Annotated in this window: 9 protein-coding genes and 1 pseudogene; 1 reads left to right on the forward strand and 9 read right to left on the reverse strand. The window is 64.8% G+C overall.

Annotated features, from left to right (window positions below):
- Positions 1–26 precede the first annotated feature (26 nt).
- Positions 27–203 (reverse strand): annotated as a pseudogene (locus tag AWC07_RS28390) (PIN domain-containing protein); the annotation flags it as partial.
- A 424-nt stretch (positions 204–627) separates the two neighbouring features.
- Positions 628–858 (reverse strand): hypothetical protein, encoded by a 231-nt coding sequence (locus AWC07_RS03890; RefSeq protein ID WP_036412608.1) that lies wholly within the window; start codon positions 856–858, stop codon positions 628–630.
- Between the two features lie 227 nt (positions 859–1,085).
- Between AWC07_RS03890 and AWC07_RS03895 the strand changes: the two genes are divergently transcribed.
- Positions 1,086–2,522: an FAD-binding oxidoreductase gene (locus AWC07_RS03895; RefSeq protein ID WP_036412606.1), complete on the forward strand. Its 1,437-nt coding sequence runs from the start codon at positions 1,086–1,088 to the stop codon at positions 2,520–2,522.
- Between the two features lie 657 nt (positions 2,523–3,179).
- Here the strand turns inward: AWC07_RS03895 and AWC07_RS03900 are convergent.
- The 7 genes from AWC07_RS03900 to pks2 form a co-directional block, all read right to left on the reverse strand.
- Entirely contained in the window at positions 3,180–5,486 is a 2,307-nt protein-coding gene (locus AWC07_RS03900; RefSeq protein ID WP_036412605.1) for a heavy metal translocating P-type ATPase, read from the reverse strand.
- 91 nt (positions 5,487–5,577) lie between these two features.
- Positions 5,578–5,859, reverse strand: coding sequence for a DUF1490 family protein (locus AWC07_RS03905; protein WP_036412603.1), 282 nt, complete (start codon positions 5,857–5,859; stop codon positions 5,578–5,580).
- Between the two features lie 52 nt (positions 5,860–5,911).
- Complete coding sequence (gene cmtR, locus AWC07_RS03910) at positions 5,912–6,271, reverse strand: Cd(II)/Pb(II)-sensing metalloregulatory transcriptional regulator CmtR (protein ID WP_036412601.1); 360 nt, start codon at positions 6,269–6,271, stop codon at positions 5,912–5,914.
- Positions 6,272–6,912: 641 nt separating this feature from the next.
- A complete protein-coding gene (locus AWC07_RS03915) occupies positions 6,913–10,497 on the reverse strand; it encodes an MMPL/RND family transporter (protein ID WP_084293490.1) in 3,585 nt (1,194 codons plus the stop codon).
- Positions 10,497–10,688, reverse strand: a complete 192-nt coding sequence (locus tag AWC07_RS26550; RefSeq protein ID WP_139829522.1) for a hypothetical protein — start codon at positions 10,686–10,688, stop codon at positions 10,497–10,499. The genes AWC07_RS03915 and AWC07_RS26550 overlap by 1 nt, the downstream gene beginning before the upstream one ends.
- A 322-nt stretch (positions 10,689–11,010) precedes the next feature.
- On the reverse strand, positions 11,011–12,477 hold the full coding sequence (locus tag AWC07_RS03920; RefSeq protein ID WP_341865240.1) for a condensation domain-containing protein: 1,467 nt from the start codon (positions 12,475–12,477) through the stop codon (positions 11,011–11,013).
- 74 nt (positions 12,478–12,551) lie between these two features.
- Positions 12,552–18,839 (reverse strand): sulfolipid-1 biosynthesis phthioceranic/hydroxyphthioceranic acid synthase, encoded by a 6,288-nt coding sequence (gene pks2, locus AWC07_RS03925; protein ID WP_036412612.1) that lies wholly within the window; start codon positions 18,837–18,839, stop codon positions 12,552–12,554.
- Positions 18,840–19,473: the final 634 nt, after the last annotated feature.

Below are 19,473 nucleotides of genomic sequence, written 5' to 3' on the forward strand. Positions count from 1 at the left end.
AAGCTAACGACGGGTTTTAGCGAGTGTCAATGCCTTTTAGCGCTATCTATGCAATGAATATAAGGTTTGGTTGCTAGCGCAGCGATGTGGTGGCGGGCCATGACGGCCACGTGCAATGCATCCCTGGCCGACAGGGCTGGGTAGCGCAACAGGGTGTGCTTCGCGTGCTCGACGTCGGCGCGGCCGATCGGCAACACGTCGTCGGCCGCGGCCGCCGAGTATGCGTTGATGGCGTCGAGTGTGCGGTCAGGGCGGCCGATCGCGGCGGTTCCCGCTCTACATACGCGGTCAAGGCCGTCACTGCGCACTCGATGCGGCGGCATGACAGCCGACTCGGTGAGCACGTGAGATATCCCTCGAACGCCTGCCATCACAAAGGGTTTGCGCGAAGATGCGGCATCGGCGTGCCGAAAACAGAGCAAAGGCCTGTCGCGGGCAGCCAAGGCTGCGCGAGGACATCGTTGCCAGCAGCATTTCTGGTCGCCGTGAATTTCCGAGTGAGGGTGGCGATAGATCAGTTGGGGCGCAGTTCGAAGCGGCCGGCGGCGGCCCGGCTCGCTTGCGTGCGGTATGACGTCACCGGCTACCGATCGGGGGTGAGGAGCCAGACGTCCCCACGGCGTGGGCTCATGGGCGCGGTAACGCCTCAAGGTTTTGCTCAGCCCACGTTTCGGCGAAGGAGACAGCACCGGGGTTCTTAGACATCCACTGGCCATGGGCTGCGCAGCGTCGCCTCATGTCCTCAACGTCGACCAACGATTCGATCCAGGCGTTCATCGATTGCCGGTCATCCTCGGCATACCGTTTGACCAGGTCGTATTGGTCATCAGACAGCCGCAGCGTGATCGTCTTTGCCATCGATGAATGATAAGCGCGATTTGCTAGCACTACATGGTTGCAGGTGCGCAACGGGCGAAGCGCCTCGCCGGATCGTTTGGTTCGCGGATCCGCCAGGGGAAAATAAGAGCTCAGCCGTGGGGGGTAACGGTTCGGGCACGTTCCGGTTATGGCCCGACACGTCATGCGCTACAGCGGTTCCCGGTACTCGACAATGCCGGACATGACGCAATCGCCGGAGCCCGACATTGGCTCGTGAATTCTCGCGTCAGATGTTTCTGCGGGGTGCCGCCGGGGCATTGGCCGCCAGCGCGGTCTTAGGCCCGGTCCGCGCCACCGCCGACCCCACTGCCTCCGGTTTGGACGGTCTGTCGGCCGCCGTCGGTGGGCGGGTGGTACGCCCGGACGACCCCCAATTCGTAACGGCCAAACAGGTTTTCAACACGAACTACAACGGCTCGACACCGGCGGTGATCGTCACTCCGACGTCGGCGGCCGACGTGCAAAAAGCGATGGCATTCGCCGCCGGACACAATCTCAAGGTCGCTGCGCGCAGTGGCGGACACTCCTACACCGGGGCGTCCACGGCTGGGGGCGTGATGGTGCTCGACTTGCGCCAGCTGCCCGGGGGAATCAATTACGACGCCGCCACCGGACAGGTCACGGTGACGCCCGCGACCGGTTTGTACGCCGTGCACGAGGCGCTGGCCGAGGCCGGCCGCGGCATTCCGACGGGTACCTGCCCGACGGTCGGTGCCGCGGGACACGCCCTGGGCGGCGGCCTGGGCGCCAATTCCCGGCACGCGGGTCTGCTGTGTGACCAATTGACGTCGGCGTCCGTTGTGCTACCCAGCGGCCAGGCGGTCACCGCGTCTGCGGCCAGCAATCCCGACCTGTTCTGGGCGCTGCGCGGCGGCGGTGGCGGCAACTTCGGGGTGACGACCTCGCTGACCTTTGCCACGTTCCCCACCAAAGACGTCGACGTGGTGAACCTCAATTTCCCGCCGCAGTCGTTCGCGCAGGTTCTGGTCGGTTGGCAGAACTGGCTGCGTACCGCCGACCGGAACAGCTGGGCGCTGGCGGACAGCACCACCGACGCGCTCGGTACGCATTGCCGTATCCTCGCGACCTGCCCGGCCGGGTCGGGTGGCGCCGTGGCGAACGCCATCACTTCAGCCGTTGGCGCCCAACCGACCGGTACCGAGAACCACACATTCAATTACCTGGATTTGGTGCGGTATCTGGCCGTCAACAACCTGAACCCGTCACCGCTGGGCTATGTCGGCGGATCCGATGTCTTTCCCACCGTCAACACGGCCGTCGCCGCGGGGATCGCCTCGGCGGTCGACGCCTTTCCCCGCGACGCGGGCCGAATGTTGGCGATCATGCATGCCCTCGACGGCTCCCTCGCCAGTGTGGCACCGGGGGCTACCCCCTTTCCGTGGCGGCGGCACGGCGCGCTGGTGCAGTGGTATGTCGAAAACGCCGGTTCCCTGGCGGCGGTGACCAGCTGGCTCAACACCGCACACCAGGCAGTGCAACGGTATTCGGTTGGCGGCTATGTGAACTATCTGGAGGCGAACCAGCCGCCGTCGCGGTATTTCGGCCCGAATCTGGCTCGGCTGAGTGCGGTACGGCAGAAGTACGATCCGGGCCGAATCATGTTCTCCGGGATGAATTTGTAGCTCACGAGTCTGCGTCAGCAGGGGCTTCCGCCTGTCGCATCCGGGCCGAAACAACGCAAACGGCACCGGACAGAGCTGATCTTTAAATCCCTTGTGTCACTGCGGTTTCGGTGGTCACAGAAGGGTGATTCTTGTCGGTGGGTCTTTGTAGGATTTCAGGTATGGGTTCGGGCAGTCGTGAGGAGATTGTTGAGGTCTTCAACGCGCTGGATGCCGACCTGGATCGGTTGTGCGAGTTGTCTTTTGATGTGTTCCACCCCCGAGCGATTGCGCGCCCTGGAGCGTCTGGAGCGTCTGGAGCGTGTGGCGTGGCGGCTGCGGGCGCCGCAGCATCGATACCCGAGGCCACAACGCCAAACGCCCCGCGAAGCCAAACTCAGTCAGCCGCAGACGCACGAACCGCAGCGCGGCGTGGTTTACACTCAACCGCTGCGGCGGCAACGCGGTCCTGTACCACAGATTCTGACGCCCGTCATCAAGCGGGAATGGGCACCGGCAATGCAGGGCATCACCGCCACAGTCACTGCCAGCGGCTCAACCATAAATTTCGGCCCGGGTGAGGTTCGGCCCGGAGAATCTGCCGTCGCCGGGATTTCGGCAGCGGTGTTGAGTTCTCAGGCCTCTCCCGGGACGAGGCGAGACGCGAAAGTACCGGACTTACAGGGTGTTCGTTGATCCAGCAAGTGGTTTGATGCGTCCGGCGCGCACACCGTTGGCGATGACAACGACCTCGGTGAGTTCGTGCACGAATACGACTGCGGCCAGGCCTAGCGTTCCGAACAACGACAGCGGCATCAGCACCGTGATGATCGCCAGTGATAGCCCGATGTTTTCCAGCATGATCTGGCGGGAGCGGCGGGCGTGATCTAGCGCTTGGGGTAGGTGGCGTAGGTCTTGGCCCATCAGGGCGACGTCGGCGGTTTCGATGGCCACGTCGGTTCCCATGGCGCCCATTGCGATTCCCAGGTCGGCGGCGGCTAGAGCTGGAGTGTCGTTGACGCCGTCGCCCACCATTGCAGTAGGCCGCTGCCCACCTAGCTCTGCGATTAGGCGCGCTTTGTCCTCAGGACGCAGTTCGGCATGGACTGTCTCAATTCCGGCTTGGGCGGCCAGAGCGGCCGCGGTGACGTGGTTGTCGCCGGTGAGCATCGTCACCTGGTAGTTGGCGGCGCGCAGCTCGGCAATGACCTCGGCGGCTTCCGGACGCAGCTCATCGCGCACAGCGATGGCACCGAGCAGCTGCTCGTCACGTTCGACGAGGACCGTTGTGGCTCCGTCTTGCTGCATGCGCGCCACGTGATCGGTGAGGTCGGCTGGGTCGAGCCAGCCGGGCCGTCCCAATCGAATGCCGTGGCCGTCGAGCCGGCCGGTCAACCCGGCACCGGGGATGGTTTGCACGTCGCTGGCGGCTGTGATCGGTGTTTGGGCAGCGGCGAGAATCGCTGCGGCTAGGGGGTGTTCACTGCGGGCCTCCAGCGCGGCCGCCACCGCCAGTACCTCTTCGCGGGTGGCGCCGTTGGTGGTGGCGACGTCGATAACCGCGGGCCGGTTGGCCGTCAGCGTTCCGGTCTTGTCCAGGGCGATAACGCCGATGGTGCTCAGGCTTTCCAGGGCGGCGCCACCCTTGATGAGTACGCCGAACTTGGCGGCTGCGCCGATGGCCGCCACGACCGACACCGGAACTGCGATGGCCAGCGCGCAGGGGGAGGCTGCGACCAGCACCACCAGCGCGCGTTCGATCCAGACCGTCGGGTTACCGAAAAAGCTGCCTGCCCCGGCGATCGCCGCTGCGGCGATCATGACGCTGGGCACCAGAGGTCGCGCTATGCGGTCGGCCAATCGCTGGCTGGCGCCTTTGCGGGCCTGTTCGGCTTCTACAATGTGCACGATGCGGGCTAGTGAGTTGTCTTCTGCGGTAGCGGTGACCTCCACTAACAGCACTCCGGAACCGTTGATTGACCCGGCGAACACCTCGTCACCGGGTCCGGCTTCCACCGGCACTGACTCACCGGTGATCGCTGAGACATCCAATGCGGTGCGTCCGTCGCGAATGATGCCGTCAGTGGCCAGGCGTTCACCCGCCTTGACGATCATCTGATCACCGACTTGAAGGTCAGCCGCTGCGATCACGGTTTCGGTATCCTCGCGCAGCACGGTAGCCTCATCCGGTACCAGCGACAGCAGCGCGCGCAGGCCGCGACGTGTGCGCGACACCGCGAATTCCTCCAGACCTTCACTGATGGAGAACAAAAACGCCAGCATGGCAGCCTCGCCGACTTGGCCAAGTCCGACGGCGCCGGTTGCAGCGATGGTCATCAACGTGCCGACACCGATGCGGCCTTGCGCCAGTCGACTAACGGCCGACGGTACGAACGTCGATGCCCCCACCGCCAGCGCAACAACTTCCAGTCCCAGTGCGACGGGCCCCAACGAAGTGACCCATGCAGCGATCATCGAGCCCGCTAGCAGCGCCCCGGACAATGCGGCACGTCGCAGCTTGACGACCTGCCACAGCTGCTCCGGCGCGTCGGTGTCGTCGTGACCGCAGCAGTCATCGCTCACCGTTGGCTGAGGACGACCTCGCTCACCAGCACACAGACCCGACCGCACCCGTGTGCTCCAGTCGATGATTCTCTGCGCCACACTGGCCCTGCGGCCATCCGTCGAACGCTGGGCACGCGTGGGCACCGACGCTGCGGGGATGTGCTCGGCTTCGGCGATCGCCGACAGGACGGCAGCGGTGTCGCGGCGCCCGCGCGCATACCAAATCACCACCGAGGCCGTGGACGGATAAGCCTGCACGGCTTCGACGCCGGCCACCTTGCCGACCTTGCCCTCGACCGCGATGGCCCGCACTCGGTCGAACCGAAACCCATTGGCGTGCACGCGCATTCGTCTCGAAGTCGCCGATACAACGGTCAGCTTGACGCCGGTATCCGGGTGAGGATCAGTGGTGCGCATCATCAGCCTTCCTGGTGGTAAACGATGGTGACCTCCGCACCGCGGACAGTGGAGCTCTAGCTTGCCCGCCCGCGTGCATCGACTGTGGATCGCCTCAGCAGCAGTCGTCATCGGCTTGGGCGCCCACCGGCAAAGGCGCCTCGTCACCGATGCGATCACGCGCCTCGGCGACCACGTCGGCAACCTTGAGCCGGGCGGCCTCGGCCGCCGTCTCCGCACGCCTCGTTCCCCGCAGGCCCCACTGCGTCGCGGTCACTGCAGCTCGGCGGACGGGAGCGTTGCCCACCGCCTTGCGCACCACCTCGTAGGCGCTCACCCCGACCAGTCCGGTGAACACCGTCCCGGCCGCCTTAACCAAGAGTTCATGTGCCACCACAGCTAACCCTCCTCGTGTTCTGCTTTCTCATTTGCGATTCACCGAGCCCCGTTCATCGACTAGCCGCCACGTTGTCTGCTTCCCCGAAGGTTGGTTGCTCACCGACACAGGGTTGGCCGGCGTCCACCGCAAGGACGACCTGGACCAACTCGCCTAGGGCACGCGCGAGGTGACGATCGGCCAGGGCATACCGCACCTGACGACCCTCATAGGTGGCCATGACCAGGCCACAGCCCCGCAAGCACGACAGATGATTGGACACGTTGGATCGCGTCAATCCCAGGTGCGACGCCAACTGGCCCGGATAGCAGATGCCATCCAGCAGCGCGACGAGGATTCGGCACCGCGTCGGATCGGCCAGCGCCCGGCCCAGTCGAGCCAACGCCGACTCCCGCACCTCACACGTCAGCATAAGCTGAACAGTAGTGGGAGCACTGATATAACAGCAAGAGCTGAAATGTTCGATCCCCGCTGGCATTAATTTAGTCGTCCGACACGGGGGACGTTGAACCTCCCCTGGTTTCCCGGAGACTTTTCTATCTGCGGTTGGCGCCCTCGGGTTGGGGGAATTACCTGACGGCCACCCTGGGGAATTACGTGACGGACGACAACGTGGGGTCGGCGGCGATGAGTGCGATGCACGGTGCGCACCGAATCCCTGGGCATGGCTCGTGGACGTGCATCCGGTGGATCGACGGAAGGCGCTGCGCGACTGATCAATAGGCCGGTTCCCAATTGCGATAGCGCCGGCGCTAGCGCAATTCGGAACCGCCTTATGGCCAGCCCACCGGTACTGACGTGACTCATGTGATTACTGATGCCGTTGATTACTGATGCCGTCGAGCACACATCCAGACCAACTACCCGGCCAACCGGCAGGTCAGTGCCCGCGCCGCGGATGCACGCCCGCCGGCGCGCTCTGGAGGTGGCGCCTAGTGCGCAAATCCGCACCAGTTGCGAACCGAACCCGGCCGCGTCAGAGCGTTACAGCGAAGGGGAACGCGCACAGTAATAAAAGTCAGGTCATATCGACGGCGGACAACGAGCAGGGCATTAGGTGATCGCTGTCCTATCGGGGAGGGCGCCTCCCGTGTCGACGGGTTGCTTGCCGTTGGTGTGGCCATTGCCGTTGGTGTGGCCGTTGCCGTTGGTGTGGCCGTTGCTGTTGGTGTGGCCGTTGCTGTTGGTGTGGCCGTTGCCGTTGCCGTTGCTGGTGGTGTGGCCGTTGGTGTGGCCGTTACCGTTGCTGAGCCCGTTGCCATGGCCATTGCCATTAGCCATCAGGGCCGGTAGATCGATGGGGCCGAACAGCGGCAGCGAGTGTTGGACGCGGTCGTCATCGCTGCCGGCAATGACCGGGTGATGCCCATTCGATGTGGCCGTCGTGGCAGGCAGCATGACCGAACCGAATAGCGGAAGGGCATGCTCGCCGAGATCGGCGAACGGATCCTTGCCATTGCTCGTGATGGGGAAATCCAACTTCCGCAGCGGCACATCTTTGGCGGGACGACGGCGTACGGCTCTGGGTGTATCGCCGGCTGGAATCGCACGAACTTTCGACGGTGGGCGCGTCGCGCTGCCGGTCTTGCGAGTGGGAACGGCCTTTTGCCGTGCTGGTCGAGCTTGGCCCGGCGTCATGCTGCGACGGCTTGCCCGCTGCTTCTTACTGGACGCAGCGAGCTTCGACGGCCACCAGTTGGCCTGGCCGATCAGCGCAGCCAACGCCGGCACGGTGACGGTGCGAACGATGAAGGTGTCGATCAAGATCCCGGCGCCGATAATAAAGCCGGCTTCCACCATGGTGTTGATGGTGGCGGCCAGCAGGCCGAACATTGAAGCGGCGAAAATGAGGCCGGCGGATGTGATCACGCCGCCCGTCGAACCGACCGTGCGAATAACACCGACCCGCACGCCATGGGGTGATTCGTCACGGATACGCGAGATCAACAGCATGTTGTAGTCAGCGCCAACCGCAACCAACAGAATGAATGACAGCCCGGGCAGGCTCCAATGCAATTCTTTGCCGAGTATCAGCTGGAAAACGATGACACCGAGGCCCAGGGCAGCAAAAAAGGAAACCAGTACGGAACCGATGAGGTAGAGGGGCGCAATAACTGCTCGTAGCAGCATCACCAGGATCAAAAAGACGATAACGATCGTGGCCAACACGATGAAATTGATGTCACTGTTGTAATAGTCCCGAGTATCCGCCAGCCCGCTCGGAATGCCTGCCAGCGATATCGTCGCATCCGATAACTCGGTATTCGGTTGCGAGGACCGCGCTGCCGACAGGATCGTATTCACCTGGTCCATGGCCTGGGTGGTGAACGGGTTGAGCGAGCTTTGGATGAGATACCGTGCCGCGTGTCCATCGCTGGAAATGAAAATCTGCGCGGCCTTCTTGAACTCGTCGGCGGCCAGCACTTGCGGCGGGACATTGAAGCCGGCCATGGACGGTCGGTCGGCATCGTGCTTGAGGCCCAGCAGGAAGGACGATGCCTCGTCGAGCCCGGTGCCCATCTTTTTGGTCTGGTCGACCAGTGCCGCAACGCCGTCGGCAACCGCACGGCTGCCTTGTGCAAGGGCGTTGGCGCCCTGCTGCATCTGATTCAGCCGGTTCTGCAGTCCGTCGATCGACCGCAACGTGCTGACTGCTTGGTTCAGGTTTTGCTGCAGCTTGTCGATCGTCTGACTGACGGTCTGTACCTCTTTCGTTTGCTGCAGGCTGCGGGCCAGATCCGTAATGCTGTTGAGGGTTCCGCTGGTCTGCGCTTGGACCAGCGCCTGCAACTGGCTCCGCGAGGCCGCACAGGCCGGGTCGGCATTGCAGGTCGGACTGGAGTTCAGCGCCTTCAGCAGCGGACCGGCCCAGGCAACGGTATTCGCCACATCGACCATGTTTGCGCTAAGGGCGTCGCCGAGCGCTCGCATGCGGCCGACCAGCTTGGCCGTCCTGTCGAGGTCGTTGAGCGTCTTGTCGCCGCCTATCAGTTGCTTCATCGTGGTAAGCACGCTGACCAGCGTGCCGGCGCTGCCGACAGCTTGAGTGACCTGGTCGCGCACCTGAGCCAGGGCACCGGCCAAATCGTTGGAGCCGTTGACCAGCCTGTCTAAGTCGCTGCTGTGGTCCCGGATCGCATCCCCGGCCTCGTCGAGTTTGCCGCCGACCTCGCCGGCCTGATACGACACCTTCGTCTGCTGTAGCGGTTCGCCGTTGGGCCGGGTCAACCCGCGTATCGCGGTGATGTCGGGTAGTTGGCTGATCCGGTGCGACATCATCTCGAGATCTGCGAGCGCGCTCGGATTCCGCAGGTCACGCGGTGACTTAATGAAAAGCATCATCGGCGTCATCATGTTCTGCGGGAAATGGCGACTCATGGCCTCGTATCCCGCGACGCTCGTGACGTCGGACGGCAATGCCTTGAGATCGTCGTAGTTGAAGCGCACCAGGAAGCTTGACCCCGCCAGGACCGCCAGGACGACGAGACTGGCGACCAGATGGATCCGGGGCCGCCGTACGATGCGTGTTCCCGTGCGCCTCCAGAAGCGATGGGTAAGGTCGCGGCGCGGCTTGATCCAGCCGCGTCGCCCGATCAGCACCAGAATGGCGGGCAGCAGGCTCACCGCAGCCACGAAGCTGACGACGATCGAAATGGAAATCGCCGGGCCGACCGTGGAGAAGACCGGCAATTTACAGAAGACCATCACGACGAATGTGACCGCCACGGTCGCAGCCGAGGCGGCGATTACTTTGCCGATCGACATCAACGCTCTCTGGACCGCGAGGTCCGAAGCCAAGCCTTGCCGCACATAGTCGTGGTAACGGCTGATCAGAAAAACGGCATAGTCCGTTCCGGCACCGATCATTACCGCGCTCATGAAAATTATGGTCTGCGTTTGCACGTCCAGGCCGACTGTCGCCAGCGCGGACAGGGTGCCTTGCGCGGTCCCCATAGAGATACCGATGGTGGCCAGCGGCACCAACATGGTGACCACGTTTCGGTAGATGATCAGCAGGATGATGAGCACGCTGACCGCGGTGCCGATTTCGATCAGATGTGCGTCTTCCTGACCGATGGCGGTGAGGTCGGACATGGTGACCAGGCCGCCGGCGTAATTGGCGGTCAGCGTCGAACCAGCGACGGTCTGGCTGACGATATCCCGGATTTGTTTGTACCCCGCCAGGGTCGCTGGGTCCTGTGGGTCGGTCGGGAACATCACCGGCAAGTTCCAGGCTTTGTTGTCCTTGCTGGACAACACATCGTGCAAGCCGGGCGTGGTAATGAAGTCCTGAACCGAAAAGTTCTCCTGGTGCAGCCTGTCTACCAGCGTGTGGTAGGTCTCTAAATCGCCGGGACCAAGCCCATTTTCGTCGGTCAGGATCACCAACAACTGCGAGCCCTTGCCGTTGTCGCCAAAGGCCTTGCCCATCTCTTTGCTGGTGACCATCGTCGGGGCGTTATCGGGCAAAGCCTCTCCGCCGGCCTTACCCGCTACCTCCATCAGCGGCGGGAAAGTCACGGCGAGCAGCGCGGCAAGCCCAATCCAGAATGCAATGACCAGCGCCGGAGCCCGAACGACCAATTGGCCGAGCCGGTCGAAAATTCCCCCGGGGCGGGCTGCTTCCGAATCGCTCATCAGTCGCGACACCTTTCCACGCCAGATCGGCTCACCGGCCGATAAAGCCCATCAAGCCGATCCGCATCGTGGCGGTGGTAAGTGAACTCGGTGGCCACCCGTTCGAGCCCCGACAACGCCGGGGAGCGCACCGCCGACAACTGGTCGGGTGGGTTGACCAAAGCGGCTGGATCGGCAGCGGTTCTATTCACGTCCAGCCACCTCTTTTCGGTGGTGTTCAGGCGCCCGGTCCGGGGGCATCGCACGTCGACTCAGCCCCCCAACATCTCGGTCCGCAACGGCCGGGCATCCTCAATTCTGCTAGTGCACCACACGGTAGCCCGTTGATCTTCGCCCCGTGGAAAAATCGTGCCAACGTACAAAAATTTTTTGTCCGAAGTGCAGAAAGTCGACGGTTTTCGGGTAATCTGGCAGCGCGCCCCGGGTATTGACTTATCAGTCAACAGTGCCTTCACCTGGCGTGCCGGCCGCGCGGCGAGGCCGCTGTCGAAGCACCGCTCACACCAATGCCCCTCAACCGGGAAACAGGCCGTCATTTCCGTTGCCGCTGAAGCTGAGTGCGGTTGCACGGCGGTGCCGGATCTCGCTGCGGCCCTCGGCGACGCGCACATACACCGATTTCATGGCGTCCAGGTAGCGTCGCACCGACTCGTGGGCGATCGGACTATCCGGGAAGGATGCCGTCACCGTGGTCTCTTCGTGGAACCGGTTGACCCACATGCACACCCGGGCCGCAATGCGGCCGTCACTGAAGACCCTGGTATTTGCGGTACGGATATGTGGCGCGAACACGGCGGAAAGCGGCGGTACACCGGCGTCGAGGAACGACAGCATGGGAAAGCACCCTCGCGACAGCGACGTCGCGAGCCGGGGCGCCAGCTCCAACACGCGTTCGAACGGCACTCGGGCCAGATGGGTGCGCGAGTCGAAAGCGGCTTGTGCGCCGCGCGCGGTCTCACCGAACGACGCGGCGACCGGCACTGCCAGCGGAAGGTGGCCGATGAACCATCCGCTGGTGACAAATTCCGCGGGCGTGCTTCGGGTGCCGGTGGGTGTGACAGCGTAATAGGTCTCCGCGCCGGCGAGTTCGTATTCGGTGAGGGCGGCGCACGCGAAGACTCCGCCGCTGAACCTGGCGCCGGCCCAGGTGCACGCGGCCTCGAAATCGGCGGTCTGACGGGCATCCAGGAGCTGCGCGGAAAGCACCTCGCCCGTCGTGACCCGCGACGTCTCGCCCAGTGGCAGTGGGAAGGCGGGGAAGGATCCGTCGTTGTTTTCCAAGAATTCGATCCATTGACGTACCTCCGGCGAGTCAAATGTCAACGCGGAGGTGTATGCGTGCTCGCGCAGGCAGTACTCGGCGTAGCTACCAGCCTTCGGCAACGGAATAGGCTCGCCACCGTCCATCAGCGTGTTGTACATTTCGCGTATCTCCAAGAAGATAGTGCCGAGAAATGTCGCATCGAAATGTATGTGGTCAATGCTGACGCAGACGGTGAAGTGGTCGTCACGTTGGATCACGCCGAACCTGAAGCAATCCCAATCCAGGGGACTAGGTGTACTCAAGAGATATTCTTGCCATTGGCTCGGTGTCATCTCGCCGTACTCAACCGGTTGCATTTCGATAGCCCCGGGATCGGTGATGGTGTGGCGGACTATGTGACGAGCACCGGTGACCGTAAACCTGCTGCGGTAGGTGTCATGGCGACGAAGGTGCGAGTTGATGACGTAGGTCATCGCGCGGATATCGCAGTGACCGAGGATGTCGAAGGCAATGATCAAAAGCCGGGACATGTCAAGGCCCTTGGCCGTTTGTTCAGCGAACCTGCGCAGATGCCGGGCCTGTATATAGCTCGGCGGTACGGAGCTGATCGACGCGTCCCGGGCGTTCGCCACAGTTGCCGCCGACGGCTGCCACAGCCAGACAACACCCGGCTCCGGCAGCCAATTCCTGACGTTATCCAGACCGAGATTGCCCACGACAACCAATTGAACTCCTTTGGCTCAACGCCCGATCCCAGAATATTTCATGTCATCCAATAAGCCGCACATCGTCACCGGATTGTTTCTTTGACGGCCAGCTTTTCACACAGGTAATCCGCGAAATGGCGAACCGTGGTGACATCGGTGGGGCTGCAGCGTATCCCGACCTCGGTTTCTATGCGGGTGCGCAGCTCCAGATTGCCCAGCGAATCCAGCCCGTATTCGGAAAGCGGGCGATCCGGATCGACACTGCGACGCAAAATCACGGCGATTTGTTCAGAGATAAGTCGTCGAAGCCGTCCCGGCCACTCTTCGAGCGCCAGCTCCAGCAGCTCGGCACGGAACGTGCTTTCACCGGGCCGATTCCGGGCAGCGGAGTGGAAACCCTCGGCAAACCTGCTGCGTGCGGCCAGGGCCGTCAGCCAGGGTGATCCGACGACCGGGGCATAACCGCTGTAGGCGCGGGTGTGGCGAAGCAACGCCTCGAACGCGTAAACCCCCTCGTCGGGAGCGATCATCGTGGTATCGCCGTTTCCGGCGAGGTGTGCACCCCGGCCGACCTCGGCCCATGGTCCCCAGGCGATCGCGGTCGCCGGAAGGCCGCGAGCTCGCCGCCACTGCACAAAGCCGTCAAGCCAGCTGTTGGCCGCCGCATAGGGGCCCTGACCGGGTGAGCCCAGTAGGGCGGCTGCCGACGAGAACACGGCGAACCAATCCAACGGCTGGGTGGCGGTCGCCTCGTGCAGGTGCCAGACCCCGTGGACCTTCGGCCGCCAGTCCCGCTCGATCAAGTCGTCGGTGACGTTGGCCAGGGTGGCGTCTTCGACGACCGCGGCCGCGTGCAGCACGCCGCGCACCGGCAACCCGGTCGCCGTTGCGGTTGCCACCAACCGGCCCGCGGTTGCAGGCTGGGCGATGTCGCCACCCTCGACTACCACATCCGACCCGGTGGCCTTGACCAGATCGATTGTCTCCCTGGCCTTTTGATTCGGTTGGGCGCGCGAGTTGAGCACGATGCGGCCGGCGCCGGCGGTGGCCATCTTCTCCGCCAGGAACAACCCGAGGCCACCGAGGCCACCGGTGATGATGTAGGCGCCGTCGGGCCGGAAGACCGGGATCTGTTCGGGCGGCAGCACAACGGTGCTGTGTCCGGTGTGCGGGATGTCGAGGACAAGTTTGCCGGTATGCCCGGCAGCGCTCATTGTCCGGATCGCGTTGGCTGCCTGGGTAACCGGATAATGCGTGCGCTCCGGCATGGGCAACACGCCGTCGGCGACCAGCCGGTAGACAGTGGTCAACAGATCCCGGATCCGGGTGGGGTGGGTGAGCGTCATCAACGCCAGGTCGACGGCGTGGAAGGTGAGGTTGCGTCGCAGTGTGAACAGCGCCAGCCGGGTGTCGTCGTAGATGTCGCGCTTGCCGATCTCGACGAATCGCCCGCCGAAAGACAACAGCGCAAGGCCGGCGCGCTGGGCGGTACCGGTCAGTGAGTTCAGCACGACGTCGACACCGTAACCGTCGGTGTCCCGGCGAATCTGGTCGCCAAACTCGCTGCCGCGCGAGTCGTAGACACGTTCGATTCCCATGTCGCGCAACAGCTCTCGACGCTCTGGGCTGCCGGCGGTGGCGAAGATCTCGGCACCGGCGGAGCGCGCGATCGCAATCGCGGCCTGTCCCACACCGCCGGTGGCGGAGTGGATGAGCACCTTGTCGCCGGCTTCGATGCGGGCCAGGTCGACCAGGCTGTACCAGGCGGTGGCGTGCGCGGTGGTCACCGCGGCGGCCTGTCCGTCGGTAAGTCCTGGCGGCAGCGTCGTGGCCAGTCGGGCATCGCAGGTGATGAACGAGCCCCAACATCCCGCCGATGACATGCCACCTACGCGGTCGCCGACCTGGTGATCGGTGACATCGGAACCGACGGCGGTCACCACGCCGGCGAAATCCGCGCCGAACTGCGGCGACTGGTCGTCGAAGACGGGGTATCTGCCGAAGGCGATCAAGACATCGGCGAAGTTGACGCTGGACGCGGTCACGGCGACCTCGATCTGCCCCGGACCGGGCGGTATCCGCTCGGCCGCCACGACTTCCATCGTCCGCAGGTCTCCGGGCGTCCGGATCTGTAGGCGCACACGGTGGCGGTCGTGGTCGGCGACAGCGTTTTTCCGCTCCTGGGGCCGCAGCGGCGCCGGGCACAACCGGGCGGTCAGCCATTGTCCCTGTCGCCAGGCGGTCTCGTCTTCGTCCGAGCCCCCCAGCAGCTGGCGCGCCACCTGCTCGGCATCGGTGTGGTCGTCGACATCGATATGCGTGGTGCGCAGGTACGGGTGTTCGGCGCCGATCACCTTCAGCAGACCACGTAACCCGGCGTGTTCCAGATTGGGGCAGTCCTCGGGTCGGACCCGCTGCGCGTTCCGGGTCACCACATACAGCCGGGGAACGGAGCCGGAGACTTCCGGTAGCCGGCGTACGATGCGCACCAGCTGCTTGACGTTATCGCTGCCGCGGCGCGGACTTCGCGCGTCGTCGTCGCCCATACATTCGGGCGCCAGGACGACCACGCCGGTGACCCCGCCGGAGTCGAGCTGCTTGCTCAGCCTTTCGAGGTTGGCAGCCGGGTTTGCTTGCCGAGGCCAGCACAGCGTCGCGCATTCCGCACCGTAGCGCTTCAACGCATCGGTGAGTTCGGTCGTCAACATATCGGCGGTATCAGACATGCTGACCAGCAGCCATTTTCCGGTGTCGACGGCGTCCACACCATCGGAGCCGGCCAGTTCGCGCACGTGCCATTCGATGGTCAGCAATCGCTCTGCCAGCAGGCGATCACGGTCGGCGCTCTCCGAGAGTCCGGTGCCCATCTGCAGGCCGCGCACCACCAGCAGCACGGTCCCGTGTTCGTCCATGACGTCGATGTCGGCCTCGACGTTGGTGCCGTAAGCAGTCACCGTCGTGTGGCAGTAGCGGGCGTTGCGGGTGGACGCATAGACGCGCAGCCGGCGCATACCGAGCGGCAACAGCAGGCCGCCGTTGCCCACCTGCCGGACGGCGGGGTGGGCCGCAACCGACTGGAAACACGCATCCAGCAACGCGGGGTGAACCCCGTAGTTGGCCTGCTGCCTGCGGATCGAACTCGGTAAGCCGACTTCGGCGAGAACGGCGCTGACCGTCTGCGGCGCGACGTGTGCCGCGGCCAGGCCGGCGAAAGCCGTACTCAGCCGAATACCGCGCTCCTCGAACCGCTTTCGCACCTCCTCACCATCGTGGCGGCACCGATAAGCCCGCAGTAGATGGGCCACGTCATGGTCGGGCGGCCGGTCTTGCGCGGATACGGCCCGCAGTAGCGCGCTGGCTCGTCGCACCTTTTGGTGCTGCTGCTCGGTCTGGACGACGAAGCCGGCGACACCGGGTTCCTCCACCGAGGCGACTGCGCCGATCGGGGTCTGGTCGTCCAGCAGCAGCATCTCCTCGAAGCGGATATCGCACACTTGCGACTGTTCGCCGAAGAGGGTGTGGGCCGCTGCCAATGCCATCTCGCAATAGGCGGCGCCCGGCAGCGCGGCCACATCGTGGATTTGGTGATCGCGCAACCACGGCAGTGCGGCCGTGCCGACCTCGCCGTGCCAGGCATGCCGCGGCGGCTCCTCTATCAACCGTACGTGTGCGCCCAACAACGGATGCGCCGCAACGGTATTGACGCACGAATGGCTGCCCGCGCGGTCGGGGCGCAGCAGCATCCGACGATGCGCCCACACCGGAAGCGGCGCGTCGACCAACTGCCCGCCGGGATGAAGCACCGAGAAGTCCACGGCCGCACCGGCACTGTACAGATCGATCACCACCGGGCGCAGTCCCCATGGCATCGGTTGCTCACGTCGCATGGCGGCTACCGCGGCGATCGGAATGTCGAGGCTGCAAGCGGTCTGCTCGACGGCCCGCGTCAGCAGCGGGTGCGGTGACAGCTCGGCGAACACCCGGTATCCGTCCTCCAGGGCCGAGCGCACTGCCGCGGCGAAACGCACCATATGACGCAGGTTGTCGACCCAGTAACGCGCATCGCACGACGGCTGTTCGCGCGGGTCGAACGACGTTGCCGAGTAGTAGGGAATCGTCGGCTTCATCGGGGTGATCTCGGCGAGCTCCATACAGAGCTGGTGCAGGATCGGCTCGACGTGCGGGGTGTGTGATGCCACGTCGACGGCTATCTCGCGGGCCAGCACGTCGCGCTCCTGCCACTCCGCGACGAGGTCGCGAACCGTCTGCGCCGCCCCGCCGATCACGGTGGACTGCGGTGAGGCCACCACGGCGACGATGACGTCACGGGCCGCGGCGCCGCGCCCGGCGAGTTCTTCGCGTACTCGTTGGACGGGCAATTCCACCGCGGCCATCGCGCCGGTACCGGCGACGCGGAGACACAGCCGCGACCGGCGGCAGATCACCCGCGCCCCGTCGTGCAGGGACAGCGCCCCGGCGACTACGGCGGCCGCCACCTCACCGAGCGAATGGCCGATCACCGCACCCGGACGGACTCCGTAGGACGACATCGTGGCCGCAAGCGCGACCTGAACGGCGAACAGCGTCGGTTGGACCCGGTCGATGCCGCTAACCAGGTGCGGGGCGGACATCGCGTCAGTGACCGAAAAGCCGGATTCCCGGGCGATCACCGCCTCGACCGCGGCGACGGTCGCGGCGAACACCGGCTCGCTGGTCAACAGCTCGGCGCCCATCGCCGTCCACTGCGAACCCTGACCCGAGAACACCCACACCGGGCCTCGGTCGTCGTGGCCGACGGCGGCGGGATAGGGGCGTTCGTCCTCGGCCACCTGGCGCAGGCGCTCGATCAGCTCGGCCCGGCCGCGAGCGAACACTCCGGTACGGACCGGCCGGTGGCCGCGCCGGCGGGCCAACGTGTAGGCCAGATTCGACAACGCCGCCGCGTCCTGGTCCTGGCGTCCGGCCAGCCATTCGGCCAGCCGGCGCGAACTGCCGCGCAACGCCTCGGCCGACGTGGCCGACAGCGCAAACATCATCGGCGCCACCGGGTCCGCCGCGTCGTGGCACGTCGCGGCGGCCGGAGCCTGTTCCACAACGGCGTGCACGTTGGTGCCCGACATCCCATACGACGAAACCGCCGCCCGCCTCGGCAGCGCGTCATCCTGTTCAGGCCAGGGTGCAATTACTTGCGGTACAAACAGTTTGGTGTTCAACCTGGCCGCCTCGTCAGGCAACCGGGTGAAGTGCAGCATCGGCGGCACCGCGCCGTGCTGGAGCGACAGGATCGCTTTGACGAGGCCCACCGCGCCGGAGGCAGCCTCGGTGTGGCCCAGATTGCTCTTGGCCGACCCGACTGCGCAAGAGCGTTCGAGGCCGTAAACTGTTGCCAGACTTGTGAATTCGATCGGGTCGCCGACGGGGGTGCCGGTGCCGTGCGCCTCCACCATCCCGACGGTGGCGGGGTCCACGCCGGCCGCCCGCAAAGCCGCTCGATATACCTGCGCCTGCGCCTGCGCGGAAGGGATGGAAATGTTCTCGGTGCGGCCGTCCTGGTTGGTTGCGGTGCCGCGCATCACCGCAAGGATTCGGTCGCCGTCGCGCAGGGCGTCGTCAAGCCGCTTGAGCAGCACTACGGCGCAGCCCTCGGAACGGACGAAGCCGTCAGCCGACACGTCGAATGCGCGGCAGCGGCCGGTCGGCGACAGCATGCCCAACGCCGACGCGGAAGCGCCGATTCTCGGCTCCAGCATCACCATGCAGCCACCCGCCAGGGCCAGGTCGCTCTCGCCGTCGTTCAGACTGCGGCAAGCCATATGCACCGCAAACAAACTCGACGAACAGGCGGTGTCGACGCTGACCGCGGGCCCGCGCAGCCCCAGGGCGTATGCAACTCGTCCGGAGGCCATGCTGAACGGAATTCCGGTGAACCCGTACGCGTCTTCCAGGGCACCCGCCTCGGCGGTGACGTGTGCGTAATCGCTGTGGGCGATGCCGATGAACACCCCGGTCAGCGTGCCGGCCAGCGATTTCGGCGGCAAACCGGCGTGTTCCACCGCCTCCCACGAGGTCTCCAGCAGCAGGCGTTGCTGGGGATCCATCGCGGTCGCTTCGCGCTCGCCGATCCCGAAGAACTCGGAATCGAAGCCGGCGACGTCGTCGAGGAAGCCGCCCCAACGCGACACGGACCGGCCGGGCACCCCCGGTTCCGGGTCGTAGTATTCGTCGACGTCCCAACGGTCAGCGGGAACTTCGGAAATCAAGTCGTCGCCGCGCAGCAACGCCGTCCACAATGCTTCGGGCGAATCGATGCCGTTCGGTAGCCGGCACGCCATGCCAATCACCGCAACCGGGTCCGCACACGTGTCGTCCACGGTCAGCCACCTCCCCAGTGAGACCCCCGATCGCCATCTCGTCGTGACCGCAGCGTATCCGGTTGCTAGCCCTTCGAAGACCTGCCACACCGCGTCCGGTTTGACGTTTTTGCGAATTCGCCGGCGTTGATCAGCGACCAACGGCCCGGTAGCTTTTCGCGCGCTCCGATTGCGTCGTTGCGTCGCCTGTTGACCCCCCGTGCCACTCCGGTGAATTTCGGCGTTGCGCCACAACGAGTTCGCCCGATCACGGCCTGTTCGGGGCATGTGGCTGTTCGCTATTGACCGGCCTGTCACCCGTCCATAATGTGCTGGTATGTCGGACAGCGCGGTTGCGCGGGCACGGGTATCACGGGTATCGAAGCTGCCGCGCGACCTCATCGTCGGTGGGTATCGGTTCCCGGTCGTCGGCACGGCCTTCGGGCGCTGTGGAACCGGCCAGCATCATTTGGCTTACGCCGAACGCCCCCACCCAGCACCAGACTCGACCGTGCCGCCGGTGCCTCATCACCTCAACCCACAAGCTCTCCCGATCAACTCGCCGGACACTGGAATACCTTGGGGGATAACAGGTTCAGCGCCAAGTCGGCAGATGCCGACGTGGCGTGGGGCCAGAACGCCGGTCGGCGAGTCG

The sequence above is a fragment of the Mycobacterium gastri genome, from assembly GCF_002102175.1.
Classification (GTDB): Bacteria; Actinomycetota; Actinomycetes; order Mycobacteriales; family Mycobacteriaceae; genus Mycobacterium; species Mycobacterium gastri.

Coding starts and splice junctions, on each gene's coding strand:
- AWC07_RS03900 (WP_036412605.1), bottom strand. CDS start 5,486: ATGATGCGCACCACTGATCCTCACCCGGATACCGGCGTCAAGCTGACC.
- AWC07_RS03890 (WP_036412608.1), bottom strand. CDS start 858: ATGGCAAAGACGATCACGCTGCGGCTGTCTGATGACCAATACGACCTG.
- AWC07_RS03915 (WP_084293490.1), bottom strand. CDS start 10,497: ATGAGCGATTCGGAAGCAGCCCGCCCCGGGGGAATTTTCGACCGGCTC.
- cmtR (WP_036412601.1), bottom strand. CDS start 6,271: ATGCTGACGTGTGAGGTGCGGGAGTCGGCGTTGGCTCGACTGGGCCGG.